Here is a 20,222-nt window from a genome sequence, read left to right on the forward strand (position 1 = left end):
ACAAATCAGAAAGTCCGAGGAGTAGGGTCATGACCGCGGTATCCCCGATGCGCCCATCGATCATCGATCGCGTCGCGATCGGCGATCTGCTCCGCCGCGCGGGGCGACGCTATGGCGCGCACCCGGCAACGCGCGAGGATGGCCGGACGACCACCTTCGCCGAACTGGACCGCGCAGCCAACCGGGTCGCCAACGCACTGTGTTCCGAGTCGCTGACGCCCGGCGCCAAGATCGTCACGCTGTGCGAAAACTCGACCGAATTCCTCGCGACGATCTTCGGCATCCACAAATCCGGCCGCGTCTGGGTGCCCGTCAACGCGATGCTGGCGACGGACGACATTCGCTACATCATCGAACATTGCGAAGCCGAACTGGTGATCGTCGATACGGTGTTTCTCGAACGGACTGGGTTCGCCACGATGCTCGTCGGCCTGGGCATTCCGCTTCGTGAATGCGGCGGCAGTGCGCGGCGCGGCGCCGCGGCGGGGTCGCCCGTCGCGGCACTCGAACCCGGCCGGTCGGAGATCGAGCCCGATGTCGTGATCGGCGATCGCGACCTGGCGCTCATCATGTACACCAGCGGCACCACGTCCCGGCCCAAGGGCGTGATGCACACCCATCTGGCGGTCTATTTCGCGACGCTCGGCAACATCGTCGAGGACGGGCCCGTGCGGGGTGACATCGGCACCTGCATGATGCCGATGTTCCACTGCGCGCAGCACTCGCTGTGCCTGAGCTATCTCGCCGCCGGCTGCACGATGGTGATGCTCAAGGGCTTCGCTGCCGATCGCCTGATCGCGGCGATCGAGGCGGAACGCATCAGCTTCGTCTTCGCGTTGCCGCTGATGTACGCGGCGTTGCTGGCGCATCCCGAACGCGAGAAGCGCGATCTGGCCTCGCTGCGGCATTGCCTCTACGCGATGGCGCCGATGCCGAAGCCGCTACTGCTGCGCCTGATCGAGGAATTCTGTCCCAGGTTCGCGCTTGGCTCGGGCCAGACCGAGATTTTTCCGATGACCACCCTGTTCAAGCCCGCCGAGCAATCGCGGCGCTTCGGCAATTACTGGGGTGAGGTCGGAATCATCGACGACATGGTGATCATGGACGACAAGGGCGAGATCGTGCCCGATGGTGTCGTGGGCGAGATCGTTCATCGCGGCCCCAACGCGATGATCGGTTATCTGAAGGATCAGCCGGCAACAGACGCCGCGAGCGCCTTTGGCTGGCACCATACCGGCGATCTCGGCATGATCGATCCTGACGGGCAGTTGCTGTTCGTCGATCGCAAAAAGGACATGATCAAGAGTGGCGGCGAAAATGTCGCCTCCGTCAAGGTCGAGGAGGTGCTGTTGCGGCATCCCGCGGTCGCCAACGCCGCCGTGGTCGGCCTGTCCCACCCGCACTGGACCGAGGCGGTCGCCGGCTTCGTGACGCTGAAGCCCGGAGCATCAGCCAGCGGGGAGGAATTCATCGCGCATTGCCGCGCGCATCTGAGCGGATACGAAACGCCCAAGCTGGTCGAGATACTCGTCGCCTTTCCAATGACGGCGACGGGCAAGATCCAGAAGCAGGCGCTGCGCGACAAGTATGGCCATTGGTTCGCAAACGCTTGAGTCGGTGATCCTGGAGCGCCGTAACCAACGAACCATCACCGCGCCATCTTTCCTCCTTGAGACCAAAGCTGGTCTCATGGACTCGCCTGATCTGCTCTCTGATCTCGTCAGCGCGGCGGGCACGAGCCGAGCGCTTGCCTGGGTCAACAAGGCGCATGGCGTGTTGGTGGTAGGAAGAGGGGGCGATTGCCAGTTTGCGGCAGATCGGCTCGATGCCCAGTTCCTTGCGATGATCGTCGATGAACGACATCACCATTTGCCTTGGCGGTCGAGCTCCGCCTGCGCAAAATGCGCAGAGGCCTTTCGCAGGATCTCGGTCGCCCGGCGAAGCTCTTTCACCTCGCGCTCAAGCAGCCTGAGCCGATCTGCGTTCGCCGGAGACGGCTGCGGCACCGGCCCCGCCGTGCAGCCGATCTTCGCTGCAATCGAGGTCATTGCGGCCTATTCAGAACCGTAGTCCACCCGGTGCTCACCAACCGTCCGAACCGCTCGCGGACCTCGGCGAAAGATTGTCCTGACACGCTCCGGGCGAATCGCCGAATCCAGCCGCTCACGCGAAAATCACCCCGCCCGAAGACGCCAGTCAAAACCAAAACCCGGTCGCTCCGGCCTTCAGTCAGCCCGACGCTGGACCGTGGTTGAGAAATCCGGGTTAGGGCGCTTTGTATCCGCGAAAATCGTCCCTGAGTTTCGTCTTGAGAAGTTTGCCGGTGGCCGTATGCGGCAAGCTATCAACAAAGACGACATCATCTGGAATCCACCACTTTGCGACCTTGCCCTCGAACCAATTCAGCAACCCCTCGCGCGTCACCACAGAATCAGGTCGTCTCACAACGACGAGCAGCGGACGCTCATCCCATTGGGGGTGGACGATGCCAATCACTGCGGCTTCCTGGACAGCAGGATGCCCCATGGCGATATTCTCCAGGTCGATCGAACTGATCCACTCACCGCCCGATTTGATAACGTCCTTCGAGCGGTCGGTGATCGTCATATAGCCATGCGGATTGAGGGTGCAGACGTCGCCGGTTTGAAACCATCCATTGCCGGTGAACGCCGAGGCGCCTTCGCCACGAAAGTAGGATCTTGCGACCCAGGGACCTCGGACCAGCAGGTTTCCGAACGCAACGCCGTCCTTGGGCAACTCGCGACCCGCGTCATCGACGATCTTCAAGCTGACGCCGAAGATCGGTCGACCCTGCTTGGCGATCAGGTCGTATTGCGCCTCCGCCGGGAGATCGCGCTCACCGCGCCGCATCGAGGTGATCGTACCCAGCGGGCTCATCTCTGTCATGCCCCAGCCCTGCAGGACGCGCACCCCGTGCTCCTTGTCAAAGCGTTCGACCATGGCGCGCGGCGGCGCCGAGCCGCCAATCAGCGTGCGCTTCAGCTTGTCCAGGCGTCGGCCATTGGCTTCGCAATAGTGCAACAGTTCGAGCCAAACCGTGGGCACGCCGGCGGCCATGGTGACGGCTTCGCTCTCGAAAAGTTGGAACAGACTGGCGCCGTCCATCTTGAAACCCGGGAACACAAGCTTGGCGCCGACCATCGGGGCTGCATAAGGAATGCCCCAGGCGTTGGCGTGGAACATCGGCACGACCGGTAGGATCGTGTCGTCGGCCGTGAAGCCCATCGCATCGGCGCCGTTGACGGCGTAGCCATGCAGGATCGTTGAGCGGTGGCTGTAAAGCACACCTTTCGGTTCCCCTGTGGTCCCGGAGGTGTAGCAGAGCGACGCGGCGGTGTTCTCATCGAACTCTGGCCAGTCAAACGCCTCGTCCTGGGCGGCCACCAGGTCCTCGTAACACAGCAGATTGGGCAGGACGCTGTCGGCCGGCATGTGCGCGCGGTCGGTCATCACGATGATACCCTGCACGTCGTCCAGATCACCGCAGAGCCCTTCAAGAATGGCGAGCACATTCAGGTCGACGAAGATGAACCTGTCATCGGCATGGTTGATGATATAGGCGATCTGCTCCGGAAAGAGGCGCGGATTAAGCGTGTGGCAGATGGCGCCGCTCCCGGAGACCGCGAAATAGATCTCGAAATGGCGATAGCCGTTCCACGCCAGGGTGCCGATCCGGTCGCCCGGCACGACGCCCAGCGCCTTGAGGGCATTGGCAAGTTGGCGCGAGCGCCTTGCGGCGTCGGCATACGTGTACCGGTGAATCGGGCCTTCGACCGACCGCGACACGATCTCGTTGTCGCCGTGATACTCAGCCGCATGCTCGATGATCTGCGAGATCAGCAGCGGTCGGTCCATCATGAGACCCAACATTTGGGATCATCCTTAATTACTCAAATCCATCATCGACGGGCGGCCCGAGTGAACCTAAAATCGGTAAGTCAATCCAACGTTCGCCAGGATCGGCTTGATATCCAGGGTCGCCTGCACCGGCGCGCCCCCCAGCGATCCGGACGCGTCCGTGGAAAAGGGGACGTAGCGGACGTCGGCGTTCAGCATCCATGCCGGATTGAGGTCATAACGAACGCCCGCCTGGACCGCCGGGGCCCAGCTGTCGTCGATGTCGAAGTCGGTCAGAGCCCTGTCTTTCTTTTTCAGGAAGACGATTCGTCCCACGCCCAGTCCGAGATAGGGATGGACCGGGCCGAGACCGTTGAAATGGTACTGGGCCGAAAGGATCACTGGACCGAAATCGACCTCGGCCAGCGTTCCGAGAGCTCCGATGGAACCGGCGCCGTCGATTTCCGCGGTCGGCGGCACGCCGAGAAACAGATCAACCGCGACATTGGGTGTGAAAAAATATCCCACATCGACGGTCACCGAGCTCACGTCGTCGATGCTGATGTTGGAACCGGGGACGGGTCCGCCGCCCAGGGTGATGTCCGACGCCTCCTCATCCACGAAGACCTGGGTTGCATTCACGCTGACGGCCCACCGCCTGAAATTTCCCGCATCCTGGGCCGCAGCGGCCGAGGCTGAGAATGCGCTGAAGGCGGCGACCGCCGCGGCGAATTGTGAAAGCCGTATAGACATGGATTTGCCATTCTGACTCATGGAACTGTCCTCCCTAAAGTGCTTCGTCCCTGTTGACGGGATCGGCGTTTGTTGATGGTTCGCGGTAAATTCCGGTGTCTGGGGCCGCGACTGTCCCGCGCGAGAATCCGGCCCGTCTTTTTTTGACGCTGGACTAATGAGGTGCCTCCCCGGAAGCGCTGGACGCGAGTTTCGTCTTGCCGAGAATGAGTTCCGCGGCTCTTTCCGCGATCATCATCGTCGGGGCGTTGGTGTTGCCGGCCACCAGCGTGGGCATGATGGACGCATCCACGACCCGAAGGCCCTGCACCCCGCGCACCCGGAGCGCCGGATCGACGACCGAGGCCGGATCACGCCCCATCCGGCACGTTCCCACGGGATGGTAGATCGTCTCGGCCCGCCGACGGATGTCCGCCACGATGTCCGCGTCGGTCTGGACCGCCGCCCCCGGAACCAGTTCGGTCCTGGAATAGGCCGCCATCGACGGCGCCGATAGGATTCGCCGCCCCAGCTTCACCGCCGCGACCATGGTCTGGATGTCTTCCGGGGCGGACAGGTACCGCGGGTCGATCAGCGGGTCGTCGAGCGGATCGGAGCTTTTCAGCCCGATCCTTCCCCGGCTCCTGGGCAGGAGATCGCAGACGTGCAGGGTGTAGCCGTATCCGAACGCCAGCTCCCGGCCATGATCCTTCAACAGGGTCGGCAGGAAATGGAACTGGATGTTCGGCCGCGATCGCTCTGGCGAACTTTTCGTGAACCCGCCGGATTCCGCCACATTGCTCGTCAGAAGCCCTCTTCCGAACAGGACGTACGAAAGGACGCCCGCCAGGGCCCGTGGAATGAACGACAATGCGATGCCGATCGGCGTGCGGTCTTTCGATTCATGCATGATCGTGATGTCGAGGTGATCCTGCAGATTCTTTCCGACCTCCGGACTGTCCACGACCACCGGAATGCCGTGGGCTTTCAACTCGGCGGCGTCGCCGATTCCCGACAGCAACAGCAGCTGGGGCGAATTGACCGCCCCGCCCGACAGGATGACCTCGCCGCCGTCGGTGCGCACATCGACCAGCCTGCCCCCGGCCGAATAGGTCACCCCGACTGCCCTTCGGCCTTCCAGAATGACCCGGGTCGCCCGCGCGCCCGTGACGATCGTCAGGTTCGGGCGGTTCCTGGCCTTTGAAAGAAAGGCGCGCGCGGAACTCCAGCGTCGGCCCCGGCGCTGCGTAACCTGATAGCGGCCGACGCCGGCTTGGGTTTTTCCATTGAAGTCCGGGACGTGCGGGAGCTGGACTTCCTGTCCGGCTTCGACGAAGGCCCGGCTCAGGGGGTTGAACGTTCGCAGATCGCTGACGTGAAGCTCGCCGCCGCCGCCATGAAACTCGTCGTTCCCGAACCTTTCATTGGCCTCCATCCGCTTGAATAGCGGAAGCACATTCTCGTACGACCAGATCGGGTCGGCCGCCTCGCCCCAGGCATCATAGTCGTCCGGATGGCCGCGGATGTAGATCATGGCGTTGATCGAGCTGGACCCGCCGAGCGTCTTGCCGCGAGGCCAGAACAGCCGGCGATCGTCGAGATTGGCCTGGGGTTCCGTGTCAAAGGCCCAGTTGAGCGTCTTGCTCTTCGAGAGAAGGGCGATCCCGATGGGCATGTGTATCAATGCGCTGCGATCCGGCGGACCCGCCTCGAGCAGGCAGACACGGGTCTTTGGATTCGCCGACAGGCGTTCGGCTAACAGACATCCGGCGGATCCCGCCCCCACAATGATGTAGTCAAACATAACTTCCCCCATGTCCATGCGTTATTTCATTATCTTCTTGTCATTATCCAAGGATACGAACAGTCAGATCGATGAGTTGTTTCACGCGTGTTGTATAGGGTGGGAAAAGAAGTCCCAAGATAGAAAACTTGTCCCTCAAAATAGCGCGTTCGTGCGAAAATGCCTTGAAGCCGTAGAAACCGTGCGCGGTTCCGATACCGCTGTTGTTGACGCCGCCAAACGGCAGATTTGGATGCAGGAAATGGACGACGTTGTTGTTGACGCAGACACCACCGGAACTGGTTCGTTCGATGATATATTCCCGGATAGAGTCGTCTTCGCTATAGATGTATATGGCGAGTGGTTTTGGACCGGCGTTGATGGCGTCGATGACGCTGCTGATGTCATCATATTCGATGACGGGAAGAACCGGACCGAATATTTCTTCCTGGGAAATCGCCATCTGAGGCGTCGTCCCGCCGAGTATGGTCGGTGAGAAGTAGTTCTGGCCCGGATCTCGCACCCCGCCTTCCAGGACGGTCGCGCCGCGCGATGTGGCGTCGTCGGTCAGGGCGCTCAGACGTTCGAAATGCCGCCGATTTACGATCCGGCAGTAGTCCGGACCGCTTTTCTGCTGGCTGTCTGTCTGCCCATAGACCCGCTTGATCTCGCGCCGGAGCGCATCGACCAGAGCCGGGGCCTGGTCGCGAGCGACATAGACATGATCCGGAGCGATGCAGGTCTGGCCGTTATTCGCGAACTTGCCCCAGACGATCTTGCGGGCCGCGTGTTCGATATTCGCGGTCGAGCCGACGATGGTCGGGGACTTGCCCCCCAGCTCGAGCGTCACGGATGTCAGATGTTTCGCCGCGGCCGCCATGACGATCTTGCCTACCTGGGGACTGCCGGTGAAGAAGATGTGGTCGAAGGGCAGATCCAGCAGGGCCTGCGAAACCTGGGCGTCGCCTTCGCAGACGGCGACGAGATCCCTGGGGAAGGTCTCCTCGGCAATGTCTTTGATCAGGGCGGACGTCGCCGGCGTCAGTTCGGAGGGCTTGATGATGGCGGTGTTTCCGGCCGCCAAGGCCGACACCAGGGGGCCGAAGCTGAGATTGACCGGGTAGTTCCACGGGGAAATTATCAGGCAGACGCCTTTGGCCTGATAGCGGACCTCCGCGGCGGTTCCGAACATCCCCAGCGAGCCGTGAACCCGGTGCGGCCTCAGCCAGGATCGGAGGTGGCGCCGGGCATGGGATATTTCCTGATAGACCGGAAAGAGTTCGGTCAGACGCACCTCGGATTCCGGCTTCCTGAAATCCGCGTAGAGCGCTTCGATGATGTCGTTTTCCCGGCGCTTCAGCGTCGCCTTCAGACGCGACAGCATGGCCAGCCGCGCCTTCAGCGTGAATTTCGCCCTGTTCTCCATGGCTGATCGGCGCTGCGATGCGAACAGGGACTCGATCGACCCTCCGGCGCCGGGATGAACCGGCGCCGGGCCGGTGACTGCACGAACGCTCATTCGGCCCTCCCCAAGGAATTCGCCAGATTGCCGAGCCGGAAGACGATCGTCCGCTCGAATGGATCACCCATAAGGTTCATACGCTTCCTTGGTCGCGCCGCAGTCCGGGCAGTACCAGTCGTCAGGGACGTCCGCCCAACGGGTGCCGGGCGCCACGCCCGTGTCGGGATCACCGAGGGCCTCGTCGTAGATGTGGCCGCAGGTCACGCAGTGCCATTTCGCGAATGGCTCGGTTTCCACGCCGGCCACAGACGGTTCCGGCCCCTGGCCGCCCGGGCCCAAGGGAATGAAATCGGGTTTGTCGCGCACCGCACAATCGGGGCAGGCCCAATCCGCGGGAATTTGCGCCCACGACGTATTGGGCGGGAAGCCCTCGTGGGCCTCCCCCTTTTCTTCATCGTAGACGTAGCTGCAATCGGGACATTGGTACCGCGCCATGACGCCGCTTTCTTTCATAGACATGGGTTGTGAAAACACCCCCGAGAGGGCGGTCGCCGACGATGACGCCATCGCCCGGGTTCCTGGGCTGGAGACCATCTCGCCGCCAGGCCTGTCGGCGGTTCTCCGAGGAGGCACACACGCCTCCTCGGATCGCCAACTCGGACCGACGGTTACTCGGCAGCAATCCGAGCAGATTGGCGCGATGCGCCAAACTTGCGGATGATCTGTTTCCTGCGCGCCGGATCAATCTGGATCTTGGCAAGATCGCCGCCGGCCCACTCCACCACGCGGCGGTCCATCACAGACCGGAACACGGGCGGGATCATCGCCATGAAGAACATGCCGGGATAGCCGGCCGGCAACACGGGCAGGTTGGGGAAATCCCGGAGAGACTGGTATCTGCGGGTCGGGTGGGCGTGGTGATCGGAATGCCTTTGAAGATGAAACAGGATCAGATTCGAGGCGATATGATTGCTGTTCCAGGAATGCCGGGGCTGGGCGCGTTCATAACGTCCGTCCGCCATTTTCTCGCGCAGCAGCCCATAGTGTTCGATGTAATTCGCGCTGGTCAGCTGCCACCATCCGAAGGCGATCTGGATGGGCAAAAACACCAGCAGCTTCGGGTCGGGTCCTAACGCCAGTAACAGGGAGGCGTAGAGAACCACGGTAATCAACAGCGGCTGGATGATTTCGTTGTCCAGGCTCCAGACGCCCTTGCCCGCGCGCTCCAGCCGCACCTTTTCCAGATTCCACGCGCGTTTGAAGGCGCCCGGGATTTCGCGCAGCGAAAATTTGTAGATACCCTCGCCCATCCGGGATGTGGCGGGATCCTCCGGGGTCGCTACGTCGCGATGGTGACCCTTATTGTGCTCGATGAAGAAATGGCCATAGCCGACCACGGCCAGAACGATCTTGGCCATCCAGCGCTCGAAGGCGGCCTTCTTGTGGCCCAGTTCATGGCCGGTGTTCAGCGCCAAGCCGTTGACTATGCCCAAGGAAAGGGCGAGCATCACGACCTCCCACCAGGCCATCGGCTGGGTCGCCACCCACCATGCCGAGACGATGAGGGAGGCGTAATGCACAGGGACGGTAAGATAGGTCAGAATTCTGTAGTATCGGTCCGCCTCAAGACGGGCCACCGCCGCTTCCGGAGGATTATTCGGATCGTTTCCGAACATGACATCCAAGGCCGGAATAACGCCATACCAGACGACCAGCGTGAAGGCGTAAAAGATGCCCCATCCTGTCAAGCTGACAAGGTAAAGGCCGATCAATGGCGCCGCCGGCCAGACGACCGACAACATCCACAGATAGCGTTTTCTGTCCACATAGCGATCTGCCGCGTCATCAGCGGGCAAAATTCTAGCGATGGTGCTCATCTGGCGTTCACCTCTCCTAAGGAAGACACATTCACTGTGTTCTAAGTATTTTGGCGTTGGCGCTATTGGCCGAAGGTGACCATTTCGATCCCTCAAGCTCGCGAAACAACCCCACTAAAGTGGGGTTTTTTTTCGGGTCGTTGGCATTTATCTGCTGCGGATGGCCATCCGCAGGTCGCGCCGGGGCTCCGAACAAACGGTGCTTCCGGCTTTGGAGAAGGACTTCTATGAGCCGATCGGATCCACATGTGTTGATCCTGGGCGCAGGCCACGCCGGGGGAACGGCCGCCGCCCTGCTTCGCCAGTATGGATTTGAAGGACCCATCACCCTCGTGGGCGAGGAGCCCATCGCGCCCTATCATCGCCCGCCGCTGTCCAAGGCCTGGCTCAGGAACGGCCCCGGCGCCGTGTCGCTCCCCTTGAAGCCGGCGGAGTTCTACGCCGGGCACGGCATCGACTTCCGGCCCGGCGTTCGCGCGGAAAAGCTGGCGCGCCGGGCCAAGACGGTGACGCTGTCGACGGGCGAAATTCTGACCTACAACTTCCTGATCATCGCCACGGGCGCGCGGCCGGTCAAACTGCCGGTAGCGGGTTCGAACCTCGCCGGGGTGCTGGAGTTGCGCACGGTCGCGGACGCCGAACGGCTCAGGGCGGTCATTCGGTATGGCCAACGCTTGGCCGTTATCGGCGGCGGCTATATCGGTCTGGAAGTCGCGGCGTCGGCGCGCGCGCTCGGCGCGGAGGTGGTGGTGATCGAACGCGAGGCGCGGCTGCTCGCCCGGGTCGCCGGCCCGGAGCTTTCCACCTTCTTCCTCGACTATCACAGGAAGCGGGGCGTCAGCTTCGAGTTGGGGGCGACGGTGACCGGCTTCGAGGGGCGGGACGGACACGTCACCGGCGTCAAGCTCGACGACGGCCGCACGATCGCCTGCGACGCCGCCCTGGTCGGTATCGGCGCCACGCCCAATGATGAGATTGCGCGCGAAGCGGGGCTGGACACCGCCGGGGGCGTCATCGTCGATCTGGAAGCCCGCACCGCCGATCCGGCCATCTTCGCCATCGGCGACGTGGCCCGCCGACCGATGCCTATCTATGATCGCATGTTTCGCATGGAGAGCGTGCCCAACGCGATCGAACAGGCCAAACAGGCGGCCGGCGCCATCGTCGGCCGCGCACCCCCGCCGGGCGAAGCGCCATGGCAGTGGTCGGACCAGTACGATCTGAAGCTGCAGATCGCCGGCTACGCCTTCGACGTCGATCGCGTCCTTCTTCGCGGCGATCCCGACACCGCCCGATTCGCCGTGTTCCATCTGAAGGGCGACCGGCTTCAATCCGTCGAGGCGGTCAACTCGCCGCAGGAATTCGTGATCGGCAGACAACTGATCGCCAGTCGAAAGGCCGTCGATGTCGAAAAGCTCGCAGACCCGGCGACAACCATGAAGGAGTTAACCGCCTGATCCGGCGCCGGGTGGGACGCCGGAACCACGACTTCCGAAAATGTTCGGGTGTTACAAATCGCCTGAACGTTCCAACGATAACCAATGAGGAAACGACCATGAAGACCAAGCTGATCCTCGCCGCAGCCCTCCTGGCCGGCGCGCTCGCCTCCCCGGCCATGGCCGGCGATCCCACCGGCCTGTGGCAGACGCCGACCAACGGCAGCCAGGTGCGCATCGGCCGCTGCGGCCCGGCCCTGTGCGGCACGCTGGCGACCTCGAACAGCCTTCGCGCCGATCCGGATCTGCGCGATGCGCGCAACCGCGACGCCTCCCTGCGCGGCCGCGCCCTGCGCAACCTGCCGATGCTCAGCGGCTTCACCGGCGGCGGGACCGAATGGAGCGGGGGCTCGATCTACAATCCGGAGGATGGCCGCATCTATCGCGGCACGATCACGATGGACGGCGACAACACCTTGCGCCTGCGCGGCTGCGTCGTGGCCCCTCTCTGCCGCAGCCAGACCTGGACCCGGCTGCGCTGATCCGGGCCGTCGCGCGCGCCGCGCACGACCTCCCCGCCCCTGTTTGGGGCGGGGGGTTGAATTGCGTCGGAAAGGCCGGCGATCGTGGCGCGGCCTTGTCGAGACACGCGAAGGCGGACAGGCGTCCGCGAAGGCCGGGGGCGATGGCATGGATGACGACAAGATAGCCCATCCGTCCGGAGCCGGGGCGAGGCCCCCGGCGAGCGACCCTGGCCCTCGCCGGGGCGCGTCGCCCGCGGGATCGGTCGAGGACAGGCTCGCGCCTCTCGTCTCGGGATGTCTCGCGCGTCCTCGCCTTTTCGCCGCCGGACACGAGACGACGCGTTGCCGTCTGCTGCGCGCCCCGAGGGGCTACGGCAAGAGCGTGGCCATGGCCCAATGCTGGCTGGACCATCGTCGCGTCCACAGGGCGGCGGCCTGGGTTTCCATCAAGGAATGCCGCGGCGATCTGCGGATCGCCGCGGAACGCATCGGCGAGCAACTTTCCCCGACCCGCGACGCCGTCGGTCGGGGCGCGCCGCCGGTCCCTGCCCGGAACCGGCCCTCCAGCCTGGATGAACTCGCCGATCGGCTCTGGGGGACCAAAGATAGATGGGCATCAAAGGTTCTCATCTGTTTCGACGATCTCGAGTTTGATCTGCATTCGATAGACCAGATCGAGGATTTTATGCTGGCGGCGCCGGACGAAGTGGAATTCATCGCGGCGACCTCGTCAGACACCGGCTTTGCGCGCATGAAAGCCCGACAAGAAATCCAGGAGTTGAGGGGCGATGCGCTTGCCTTCTCGCTCGACGAAGCAAAAGCGGTCGCGTGCGGTTGGGAAAGGCCAGTCGTCTCGGAAGCTGAAATTCATTCGCTCTGGAAGCGCGCCCAAGGCTGGCCTGAAATCTTTTGCCTCTTGATGCGAGCGGCATCAGAAAGCCGATCCTCGCCCGACCGCCTTGTAGCGGACCGTGTCACAGGCAGCGACATTGATCTGGACAAATATTTCCGGCACATAATACTGAACTCACTCGCCGATGACGTCCTTGAGTTCTGTGTTTGCGCATCAATTCTTGGATCGGTATCGGCAGACTATTTCAACCATGTGTTCAGCCGGAACGATGGGGCTTACTATATCGACAAGCTTTCCGTCGAGCAGATGGTTTTGCGACCGCTGGACCGATCACAGACGGCGTATGAATTCCACCCGTTGCTTCGCGAATTTCTCGAGCACAGATTCTCGATAGGGCATCGCGGCTCGGAGCCGAACCTGTTCGCCCGCGCCGCCCAGTGGCAAAGACAAAACAGCAATGATCGCGAGAGCATCAGCCTTTCCTTGCGCGCGGGCGAGAAGGAATCGGCCGCTGAGATCGCATCCGAGAACATGATGGATATTGCGCTGCGACAGGGCGAGATAGATCAAATCCAATTATGGCAAGGCGGTTTTTCCGCTGCTGTCGTTTCTGGCGCTCCGACAATCGCTCTCGGCCTGGCCTGGGCCCAGATTTTTAGTCACGACCACCAGCGGGCGGGCGGCCTGTTGGCCGATTTGCGTGCCGTTGACCTTGGCGATCTTGATCAACAAACCCGCCGCCAAATGGAGCGCTGGTGCGATCTCATCGCCGCCATTGGCGAGGCGACCGGCGACAATCCGACAGAAAGTCGGCGTCAGTGTGAAGCTTGGATGAAACTCTATGGCGACGCGGATCTCGTCTGCAAAGGCGCCATCCTCACATGTCTTTGCTTCATTGCGGCCAGCGAACACCGATTCGATGATCAACGGAGGTTGAGTGTAGAAGCAATGTCTGTAAACAGAATCGCCGATCATCGCTATGCGTTGGGTTGGCTTTATAGCGCTACAATTTTCTCGCATCTTTCCAAAGGTGAAATTCACATCGGTGCTGATCTTCTCAAGATAGCCCATGCAGACGAAAATGCTCAGGTCAGTCGTACGCCGTTCTCTGTAAACCTCTTGAACACGCTAGAGTTAGAGCTCCAATACGAAGCAAACCAACTGGACGGCATCGAAACGCGCGTCGATGAGGTTCTCGGTTTCGTGCGACAGCACGGCATTGTTGATTTTACGTTTTCAGCTTATCGAACCGCCGCGGCCATCGCCCGCAAGAATGGTGATTTCGAAAGTGCAGTCGGTCTTCTCCAGGATGTGCGAGCTATAGCGGAAAAATTCGACTTCTCGCGGCTTGATGTCCTCGCGCGATTGGCGCTCGCGGATCTAATCGTTGTGGAGAGAGCGGAACAGGCGACCGCCATTTTACCGAACCGCAGCGACCCTATCTTTCTCACGTCTCACGGTCCGTATCTGCGCGCGCGACAAACGTTGACCGAAGCTCGCATTGCGGCTCGACAGGGGAAGTTTCATCTTTCCAACCGCCTTGCGAACGTCGCTTTAAACCATGCGCGCGGATCAGAATTAGGCAGACTCGAAATTGCAGCCCTACTGTGCACCGCCGTTGCTTGTGCGGGAACAGGAAGGGCCGCCCTCTCCGAACAACGCGCAGTCGATGCAATCGCTATTGCGCGCCGACTTGGGTGTTACCGCACACTCCTCGATGAGCGGTGGCACCTGGAGGCGTTTGGATCGATCTCGACGCCGCTGTTGAACCTAATTCCGACCGAGTCGGAATTAGTAGGTTGCCGCGAGCCCAGGCCGGGCGACCGTAACGTTCGTTCGCCAAGCGGCGAGACTTCTATTGTTCTCACAAGAAAAGAACTGGCAATGCTTCAAAGAATACGAGAAGGTCTCTCGAACCGGGAGATCGCGATCATTCATCGCATAAGCGAAGACACTGTAAAATGGCACATTAGGAATATATTTTCGAAGCTGAAAGTCAAGAACAGGGTTCAAGCGCTTCTAAAGGCTGAACAGATCGGCATCCTGCGGTGAACATAATATTATTGTAGGTGGCGTGGACAAAGTGTCTGATCCGCAGTCGGATGGATGCGTCGAGGACGAAGCCGAGGAAGCTTTCGGCGGTCTTGTCGTATCGGGTTGCCAGTCGTCGGCTGTTTTTAGCTTTGAGAAGCAGCGCTCGACGAGGTTTCGCAGTCCGTAGATGTGGCCGTCGATGACGGGCTGGACCTTTCGGTTTCGTTTGGCGGGGATGACGGCGGCGACGCCTCGGGCCGCCAGGTCGGCAAGGATGAAGTCGGCGTCGTATCCCTTGTCTGCGAGCAGGACACGGGGCTGGGGACCGGTCTGGTCCATGACCGGGGCATAGCCCTTCACATCGGAGACCTGCCCGCCGCTCAGCGTGACCGCGACAGGGAGGCCCAGAGCGTTGCTGCGGAGATGGATCTTGGTCGAGAAGCCGCCGCGCGAGCGGCCAAGACCCTGGTCCTGATCCCTTTTTTTAGCGCGCCGGCGGCGTGCTGATGGGCGCGAATGATGGTGGAATCTATCATCTGGACGCAGGCGTGACCTTCGCCGGTCTCGTTCAGTGCCTCCAGCATGACGTCCCGGATTCCCGCCTGCGTCCAGCGCCGGAACTGTCGATAGACCGAGTTCCATGTCCCGAAATGGCTGTGAAGATCACGCCATGCAGTCCCCGTCCGGGCGATCCACAACACCCCGTCCAGCACCCGGCGATGGTCACGAGGCCGCCGCCCCCGCCTTGGCCCCGTCTCGACCACGAAAGGCTCAAAGAACGCCCACTCCGCATCCGACATCAAACCACGAACCAACGCTGCTCTCCGCAAAGAACAGCCTTGATGATGAGGACGCCCCTGCACTGACCGGACGGAGCTATGATGCCGACCCGTCCCCAAAGCAGGAAGAGGAGCGTTTACGATGACGATCACGACCATTGGATTGGATCTGGCGAAGAGCGTGTTTCAGGCGCACGGCGTCGATGAGAACGGCGCCACGATGCTCGTGAAGCGGCTGCACCGTAAGCAGATGCTGCCGTTTTTCTCGAAGCTGTCACCCTGCCTGATCGGGGTAGAGGCGTGCGGCACGGCGCACTATTGGGCGCGTACGCTCGCCGCGATGGGGCACGAGGTTCGCCTGATCCCGCCGTCCTACGTGAAGGCCTATGTCCAGCGCGGCAAGAACGACGCGCTGGATGCCGAAGCGATCTGCGAAGCTGTCCAGCGGCCGACGATGCGGTTCGTGCCGGTCAAGACGGTGGAGCAACAGGGCATCCTCATGACCCATCGCGCCAGATCCCTGCTCGTGCGCCAGCGCACCATGCTCGCCAATGCCCTGCGCGTGTGGATCGGCGTGGAAAAGGGACCCCGTTAGCTGTGTGATCGGCGTCGAATAAGGACCCCTCATTCCTGATGTCTAACGGTGGTGGCTTGGCGGATGTCAGGCGGCGAGTTCGGGATGTTGGTGTTGGAGACGGTGTTGAAGATCCGGCGCGAGTTTGCGTCAGGGAAGGCGATCAAGGCGATCGCGCGTGACCTTCGATTGTCGCGCAAGGTGGTGCGCAAGGCGATCCGGGAGCCGGATGCGGAGTTCGCCTATCGGCGGGCGGTGCAGCCGTTGCCGAGGCTGGCGCCGTTCCAGGTCAGGCTCGATGAACTGCTGGAAGAGGACGAGGCGCGCCCGCGGCGCGAGAAGCTGTGGATGACGCGGGTTCATGACCTGCTGCTGCGCGAGGGGTTCGACGGATCGTACAACGCGGTCCGGCGCTAAGCGGCGGGCTGGCGGCTGAAGCGACGCCGGGGCGTGGCGGATGCACTGTCGTTCATCCCGCTGATGTTCCAGCCGGGCGGGGCCTACTAGTCGAATGGAGCCACGAGGACGTGGAGATCGCTGGCAAGCCGATGCGGGTGAAGGTGGCACGCCGGTCAACGAGGGGCTGGTGCGCTCGCTTCACAGCGGCGCCTTCCTGGCGAACCGGCGCAACATCGTGCTGGTCGGCGGCACGGGCACGGGCAAGACCCACCTGGCCACCGCCATCATCTCCAACGTCGTGCGCGCCGGGGCGCGTGGCCGCTACGTCAACACCGTCGACCTGGTAAACCGCCTCAAGGAGGAGACCCGCCTCGGCAAGGCCGGTGCGCTGGCCGCCTACCTCTGCCGGCTCGACGTGTCGTCCTCGACGAGCTCGGCTACCTGCCGTTCGCCCGCTCGGGCGGACAGCTGCTGTTCCACCTGATCAGCAAGCTCTACGAGCGGACCTTGGTGGTCGACACGACCAACCTCGCCTTCGGCGAATGGCCGACCGTGTTCGGCGATCCCAAGATGACCACGGCGCTGCTCGATCGCATCACCCACCACTGCGACATCGTCGAGACCGGCAACGACAGCTGGCGCTTCAAACACCGCAGCTGACCCCGCCAGAATGAACGCCAAGCGAGGGTTGAGCCTCGGGTCGGGCTACGCCCTCCCTACGCCCCAACCCTCGCAAGAGGGGCGCTTGTGACGTTCATGCCCAACCTCACAAGGGGGTCCCTATTGCACGCCGATAGGGGGGCCTTTTAGACGCCGATTGACACACGAACGCCCGATCACGGTAGTAGACGATCTTGCGGGCCCAGCCAGGCGGCAGCCCGGCCTTCAGCACGATGAGCCTGTCAGCGGGCGGCTGCATCAGCTCTTGCGGCAGCGTCAGGGCGCGGCGCTGGTCCGAGTCCGTCAGGCTGCGCCGCCCTGCGGCGAGACCGCTCGGCCGACTGCGGCTGCGAGCGCGATAGGTGTAATAGCCGAGCCGTTCGCTGAGGTCCTGGCCGACCTTCAACTCCTTTGGCGCGAAGACGACTTCGAGGCCGCAGTTGGTCAGAATCTCTTCGGTGACACCGGGACCGTAGAGCGCGCGGAGCTGGGCAGGGCTCTGGATCACCGGCAGCAGCCGCAGGCCGTAGCCCGCGGCCCAGGCGAAGGCGTGGGCCAGGACAGGGGCCGGGCCCAGTCGCGCGAACTCGTCCAGCAGAACCAGCACGAGCCGATCCGACGGACCGGGGAGGGTTCGGCTGCTCAGATCGACGAGTTGCTGGAACAGCAGCCCATAGAGGGGCGCGACACGCAGCATATTGTCCGGCGTTGCTCCGAGATATCTTGAGAAGGTCTGCGCCAAATTGCGGATGCGCACTCGGATAGAAGCGGTCGCGGCCGCCGTCCGCGACGGACTGATCGATCCGGCTTGAGAAGGGGGCGGGCTAGGAACTTCTGCGATGAAGCCCGGCGTTTCGCCGCCGATCGCCGTCGACGCTGTCGCGCCCCCCCGGCTCCTATCGTTCCCGGAACCCGCCGCCTCTGATCACATACAGCGTATCGTGGATCAGCGAGTCGCTACGGGGGGTAGGAGCGGGGGGAGGCGGGGTGTGTACCCGAGTTCGGATCTGAGGTTGATGCGCGGAGCCCTCTGTCGGCCCAAGTGCAGAGATCATCCAAGTCGTACACCACTCGCCCGCCGAGCTTTCGGTACACAGGTCCGGTCCCATAGGTTCTGTGTTTCTCGAGGGTTCGACTTGAGAGGCCGAGATATTCCCCTGCCTGTGGGGTCCGTAGAAACCGCTGACCAACACGTCCGCTCACAGCGAACCTCCGTCTCCGTTTGGCCGATCATCCTCCCAGCCGACCGTCCGGGCGACCCGGTTGGCTCGCACCGCGAAGTGACGGGTCGGGTCGCTTGTTCACGAAGAAGTCACCGGCGGATTGCGGTACAAAAACGCCGCCGAATGCACCGTTCTAAATACCGTTCTAAACGGCCAAGCTAGAACGGAAGCGTGCTCTACCGCGCTACTAACTTATTGATTTTAAAGCGGGACGATGGTGGGTGATGTAGGGTTCGAACCTACGACCCGCTGATTAAGAGTCAGCTGCTCTACCAACTGAGCTAATCACCCGAACCAATCGTCAGACGCCCATGGAAGGGGCGTTCTGTTGCCGCCGGAAGTGTCTGGACAGGTCCGGACGGAGGGCGGCCGTACTAAGGGTTAGACACCTACAGTGCAAGTATGGATTTCTCCTGAACGCGCGTCGGCCTACCCTCGGTTCGGGAATCAGGGACCCTGTCGGGTGCCCGTGGAGGCGGCGGTTATGGCGAGGCGCGATCTGTCAGGGGCGGTCGATTTCGGGGTGCTGGAACGCATGACCGGTGGTGACGACGGCATCAGCGAGGAGGTGCTGGGGTTGTTCACCCAGCAGGCGTCGATGTGGTCGCCGATGCTGGACGTGCGCGAGGACGGCTGGCGTGACGGGGTGCATACGATCCGGGGCGCGGCGGCCGGGATCGGGGCCGGGGCCCTGGCCGAGGCCTGCGCGATGGCCGAGGCCTCGGAGAAGGCCGGGGCTCCGCCCTTGCTGAACCGGGTCCGCGATGCCCTGGACGTGGCCCTGGCCGATGTGGCGGCATACCGGCACGAATTGATGCTGCGGTCGCTGAAAGGTTAGGTCCGGGTCCGGTCCCAGACGCCCAGTTCATGGGCGATGCAGCGGTCGATCAGGGTGCGCCAGACCGGTTCGGCTATGGCCGGCGACAGGCCTGAGCGGCCGGCCTCGGTCAGGACCTTGGCCACCACATCCTCGATGCGGGCGTCGTCATGGACCACGTCACGGCTGGGCTTGATGCGGGCGGCGGCGTGCATATAGCGCTGGCGTTCGGCCAGCAGGGTGACGAGGGCGCGATCGAGCGCGTCGACGCCCTGACGGACCTCGGCCATGGAGGCGCAGGCTTCCGGCGCGGTGCGCGGATCGATCGTGACGCTATCCGACAAAGGCGCGCTCCAGCACATAGTCGCCCGGTTCGGCGTTCGAGCCTTCTTTCAGGCCAAAGGTTTCCAGCAGGGCGGCGGCTTCCTTGATCATGGCCATCGAGCCGCACAGCATCACGCGGTCGCGCCCGGGCGAGAAGCCGGGCGGCAGGCCGAGGTCGGCGAAAAGGGCCCCCGAGGCGATGCGGTCGGTGATCCGGCCGGGGGTCTCGAACGGCTCGCGCGTCACGGTCGGATAATAGACCAGCCGCTCACGCGCCTCGTCGCCGACCAGGGGGTCGTCGTGGATGCCGGTGGTGAGAAAGTCGCGATAGGCCAGGTCGGCGACGCTGCGCACCGTGTGGCAGACCACCACCTGGCCGAAACGTTGATACGTCTCGGGATCGCGGGCCACGGCCAGCCACGGGGCCAGGCCGGTGCCGGTACCGATCAGGAACAGCCGCTCGCCGCCGGTCAGGGCGTCCAGCACCAGGGTTCCGGTCGGCTTCCTGCCCATCAGCACGGTGTCGCCGGCCTGGATCCTCTGCAGGCGTGAGGTCAGGGGGCCGTCGGGCACCTTGATCGAGAAGAACTCGAGCTCCTCGGCCCAGGTCGGCCCGGCGATCGAATAGGCGCGCAGCACCGGCTTGCCCGACACGCCATCCTTGGCCTCGCCCGGCAGGCCGATCATCACGAACTCGCCCGAGCGGAAACGGAAATCGTCGGGCCGCTCAAGGGCGAAGCTGAACAGCTGATCGGTCCAGTGGCGCACCCACAGGACCTTCAGCTCATGGAAGGCGGAGGCCCTGGCGGGGGCGGGAGAGACGGCGGTGTCGGTCATTGCGCCCTAACTAGGCGGTTGGACGGGCGAGGAAAAGGCAGGGCGCGCAA

General features: G+C 62.9%; 15 protein-coding genes, 1 tRNA gene, 6 pseudogenes and 1 other annotated feature. Of the genes and pseudogenes, 8 read left to right on the forward strand and 14 right to left on the reverse strand.

The features are described from left to right. Positions 1-29: 29 nt before the first annotated feature. Positions 30-1,613, forward strand: a complete 1,584-nt coding sequence (locus PSV00_RS10330) for an AMP-binding protein (protein WP_300446800.1) — start codon at positions 30-32, stop codon at positions 1,611-1,613. Between the two features lie 67 nt (positions 1,614-1,680). Here PSV00_RS10330 and PSV00_RS10335 read toward each other — a convergent pair. From PSV00_RS10335 to PSV00_RS10370, 8 genes and pseudogenes are all read right to left on the reverse strand, one after another. After that, positions 1,681-2,147 (reverse strand): annotated as a pseudogene (locus PSV00_RS10335) (IS3 family transposase); the annotation flags it as partial. Continuing rightward, positions 1,794-1,908: a sequence feature (AL1L pseudoknot), on the reverse strand. Its footprint overlaps the pseudogene before it by 115 nt. A 118-nt stretch (positions 2,148-2,265) precedes the next feature. After that, the gene (locus tag PSV00_RS10340) at positions 2,266-3,891 is read right to left on the reverse strand and encodes a 3-(methylthio)propionyl-CoA ligase (RefSeq protein WP_300446802.1); all 1,626 of its coding nucleotides are present in this window, start codon (positions 3,889-3,891) and stop codon (positions 2,266-2,268) included. 54 nt (positions 3,892-3,945) lie between these two features. Further along, entirely contained in the window at positions 3,946-4,632 is a 687-nt protein-coding gene (locus PSV00_RS10345) for an OmpW family outer membrane protein (protein WP_300446804.1), read from the reverse strand. A 133-nt stretch (positions 4,633-4,765) separates the two neighbouring features. Beyond that, positions 4,766-6,394: a choline dehydrogenase gene (locus PSV00_RS10350; RefSeq protein WP_300446806.1), complete on the reverse strand. Its 1,629-nt coding sequence runs from the start codon at positions 6,392-6,394 to the stop codon at positions 4,766-4,768. Positions 6,395-6,437: 43 nt separating this feature from the next. After that, positions 6,438-7,892, reverse strand: coding sequence for an aldehyde dehydrogenase family protein (locus PSV00_RS10355; RefSeq protein ID WP_300446808.1), 1,455 nt, complete (start codon positions 7,890-7,892; stop codon positions 6,438-6,440). A 63-nt stretch (positions 7,893-7,955) separates the two neighbouring features. Then, entirely contained in the window at positions 7,956-8,132 is a 177-nt protein-coding gene (locus PSV00_RS10360) for a rubredoxin (protein WP_300446913.1), read from the reverse strand. 66 nt (positions 8,133-8,198) lie between these two features. Then, positions 8,199-8,429, reverse strand: a pseudogene (locus PSV00_RS15315) (rubredoxin); the annotation flags it as partial. 74 nt (positions 8,430-8,503) lie between these two features. Further along, positions 8,504-9,712, reverse strand: a complete 1,209-nt coding sequence (locus PSV00_RS10370; protein ID WP_300446810.1) for an alkane 1-monooxygenase — start codon at positions 9,710-9,712, stop codon at positions 8,504-8,506. 227 nt (positions 9,713-9,939) lie between these two features. On the opposite strand from PSV00_RS10370, the gene PSV00_RS10375 reads away from it, so the two are divergent. The 3 genes from PSV00_RS10375 (at position 9,940) to PSV00_RS10385 (ending at position 14,577) form a co-directional block, all read left to right on the forward strand. After that, positions 9,940-11,169: an FAD-dependent oxidoreductase gene (locus PSV00_RS10375; protein ID WP_300446914.1), complete on the forward strand. Its 1,230-nt coding sequence runs from the start codon at positions 9,940-9,942 to the stop codon at positions 11,167-11,169. Positions 11,170-11,267: 98 nt separating this feature from the next. After that, positions 11,268-11,690: a DUF2147 domain-containing protein gene (locus tag PSV00_RS10380; protein WP_300446812.1), complete on the forward strand. Its 423-nt coding sequence runs from the start codon at positions 11,268-11,270 to the stop codon at positions 11,688-11,690. A 370-nt stretch (positions 11,691-12,060) separates the two neighbouring features. Then, positions 12,061-14,577 carry a LuxR C-terminal-related transcriptional regulator gene (locus PSV00_RS10385; RefSeq protein WP_300446814.1) on the forward strand — a complete coding sequence of 839 codons (2,517 nt, stop codon included), beginning with the start codon at positions 12,061-12,063 and terminating at the stop codon, positions 14,575-14,577. On the opposite strand, the pseudogene PSV00_RS10390 reads toward PSV00_RS10385, so the two are convergent. Continuing rightward, positions 14,545-15,497: pseudogene (locus tag PSV00_RS10390) on the reverse strand (IS5 family transposase). The gene PSV00_RS10385 and the pseudogene PSV00_RS10390 overlap by 33 nt on opposite strands. Between PSV00_RS10390 and PSV00_RS10395 the strand changes: the two are divergent. From PSV00_RS10395 to PSV00_RS10405, 3 pseudogenes are all read left to right on the forward strand, one after another. Then, a pseudogene (locus PSV00_RS10395) lies at positions 15,481-15,900 on the forward strand (IS110 family transposase); the annotation flags it as partial. The pseudogenes PSV00_RS10390 and PSV00_RS10395 sit on opposite strands and share 17 nt — an antisense overlap. 117 nt (positions 15,901-16,017) lie before the next feature. Then, positions 16,018-16,478, forward strand: a pseudogene (locus PSV00_RS10400) (IS21 family transposase); the annotation flags it as partial. Then, a pseudogene (locus PSV00_RS10405) lies at positions 16,475-16,971 on the forward strand (ATP-binding protein); the annotation flags it as partial. The pseudogenes PSV00_RS10400 and PSV00_RS10405, both read left to right, overlap by 4 nt. A gap of 106 nt (positions 16,972-17,077) precedes the next feature. On the opposite strand, the gene PSV00_RS10410 reads toward PSV00_RS10405, so the two are convergent. The 3 genes from PSV00_RS10410 to PSV00_RS10420 form a co-directional block, all read right to left on the reverse strand. Next, a complete protein-coding gene (locus tag PSV00_RS10410) occupies positions 17,078-17,713 on the reverse strand; it encodes a type IV secretory system conjugative DNA transfer family protein (protein ID WP_300446816.1) in 636 nt (211 codons plus the stop codon). A 215-nt stretch (positions 17,714-17,928) separates the two neighbouring features. Further along, positions 17,929-18,174, reverse strand: a complete 246-nt coding sequence (locus tag PSV00_RS10415; protein ID WP_300446817.1) for a DNA-binding protein — start codon at positions 18,172-18,174, stop codon at positions 17,929-17,931. Positions 18,175-18,409: 235 nt separating this feature from the next. Continuing rightward, positions 18,410-18,485 (reverse strand) — tRNA-Lys (locus PSV00_RS10420). 193 nt (positions 18,486-18,678) lie between these two features. Here PSV00_RS10420 and PSV00_RS10425 point away from each other — a divergent pair. Continuing rightward, entirely contained in the window at positions 18,679-19,032 is a 354-nt protein-coding gene (locus PSV00_RS10425; protein WP_300446819.1) for an Hpt domain-containing protein, read from the forward strand. Here the strand turns inward: PSV00_RS10425 and PSV00_RS10430 are convergent. Continuing rightward, positions 19,029-19,373, reverse strand: a complete 345-nt coding sequence (locus PSV00_RS10430) for a chorismate mutase (RefSeq protein WP_300446821.1) — start codon at positions 19,371-19,373, stop codon at positions 19,029-19,031. The two genes, PSV00_RS10425 and PSV00_RS10430, sit on opposite strands and share 4 nt — an antisense overlap. Continuing rightward, a complete protein-coding gene (locus tag PSV00_RS10435) occupies positions 19,345-20,172 on the reverse strand; it encodes a ferredoxin--NADP reductase (protein WP_300446823.1) in 828 nt (275 codons plus the stop codon). Before PSV00_RS10435 ends, PSV00_RS10430 begins: the two co-directional genes overlap by 29 nt. Between the last annotated feature and the right edge of the window lie 50 nt (positions 20,173-20,222).

Origin of the sequence: Brevundimonas sp., from assembly GCF_029945885.1 — a bacterium.
Taxonomy (GTDB): Bacteria; Pseudomonadota; Alphaproteobacteria; order Caulobacterales; family Caulobacteraceae; genus Brevundimonas.

Coding starts and splice junctions, on each gene's coding strand:
- PSV00_RS10385 (WP_300446814.1), top strand. CDS start 12,061: ATGGCCCAATGCTGGCTGGACCATCGTCGCGTCCACAGGGCGGCGGCC.
- PSV00_RS10355 (WP_300446808.1), bottom strand. CDS start 7,892: ATGAGCGTTCGTGCAGTCACCGGCCCGGCGCCGGTTCATCCCGGCGCC.
- PSV00_RS10370 (WP_300446810.1), bottom strand. CDS start 9,712: ATGAGCACCATCGCTAGAATTTTGCCCGCTGATGACGCGGCAGATCGC.
- PSV00_RS10425 (WP_300446819.1), top strand. CDS start 18,679: ATGGCGAGGCGCGATCTGTCAGGGGCGGTCGATTTCGGGGTGCTGGAA.
- PSV00_RS10435 (WP_300446823.1), bottom strand. CDS start 20,172: ATGACCGACACCGCCGTCTCTCCCGCCCCCGCCAGGGCCTCCGCCTTC.
- PSV00_RS10340 (WP_300446802.1), bottom strand. CDS start 3,891: ATGTTGGGTCTCATGATGGACCGACCGCTGCTGATCTCGCAGATCATC.
- PSV00_RS10430 (WP_300446821.1), bottom strand. CDS start 19,373: ATGTGCTGGAGCGCGCCTTTGTCGGATAGCGTCACGATCGATCCGCGC.
- PSV00_RS10345 (WP_300446804.1), bottom strand. CDS start 4,632: ATGAGTCAGAATGGCAAATCCATGTCTATACGGCTTTCACAATTCGCC.
- PSV00_RS10350 (WP_300446806.1), bottom strand. CDS start 6,394: ATGTTTGACTACATCATTGTGGGGGCGGGATCCGCCGGATGTCTGTTA.
- PSV00_RS10380 (WP_300446812.1), top strand. CDS start 11,268: ATGAAGACCAAGCTGATCCTCGCCGCAGCCCTCCTGGCCGGCGCGCTC.
- PSV00_RS10375 (WP_300446914.1), top strand. CDS start 9,940: ATGAGCCGATCGGATCCACATGTGTTGATCCTGGGCGCAGGCCACGCC.
- PSV00_RS10330 (WP_300446800.1), top strand. CDS start 30: ATGACCGCGGTATCCCCGATGCGCCCATCGATCATCGATCGCGTCGCG.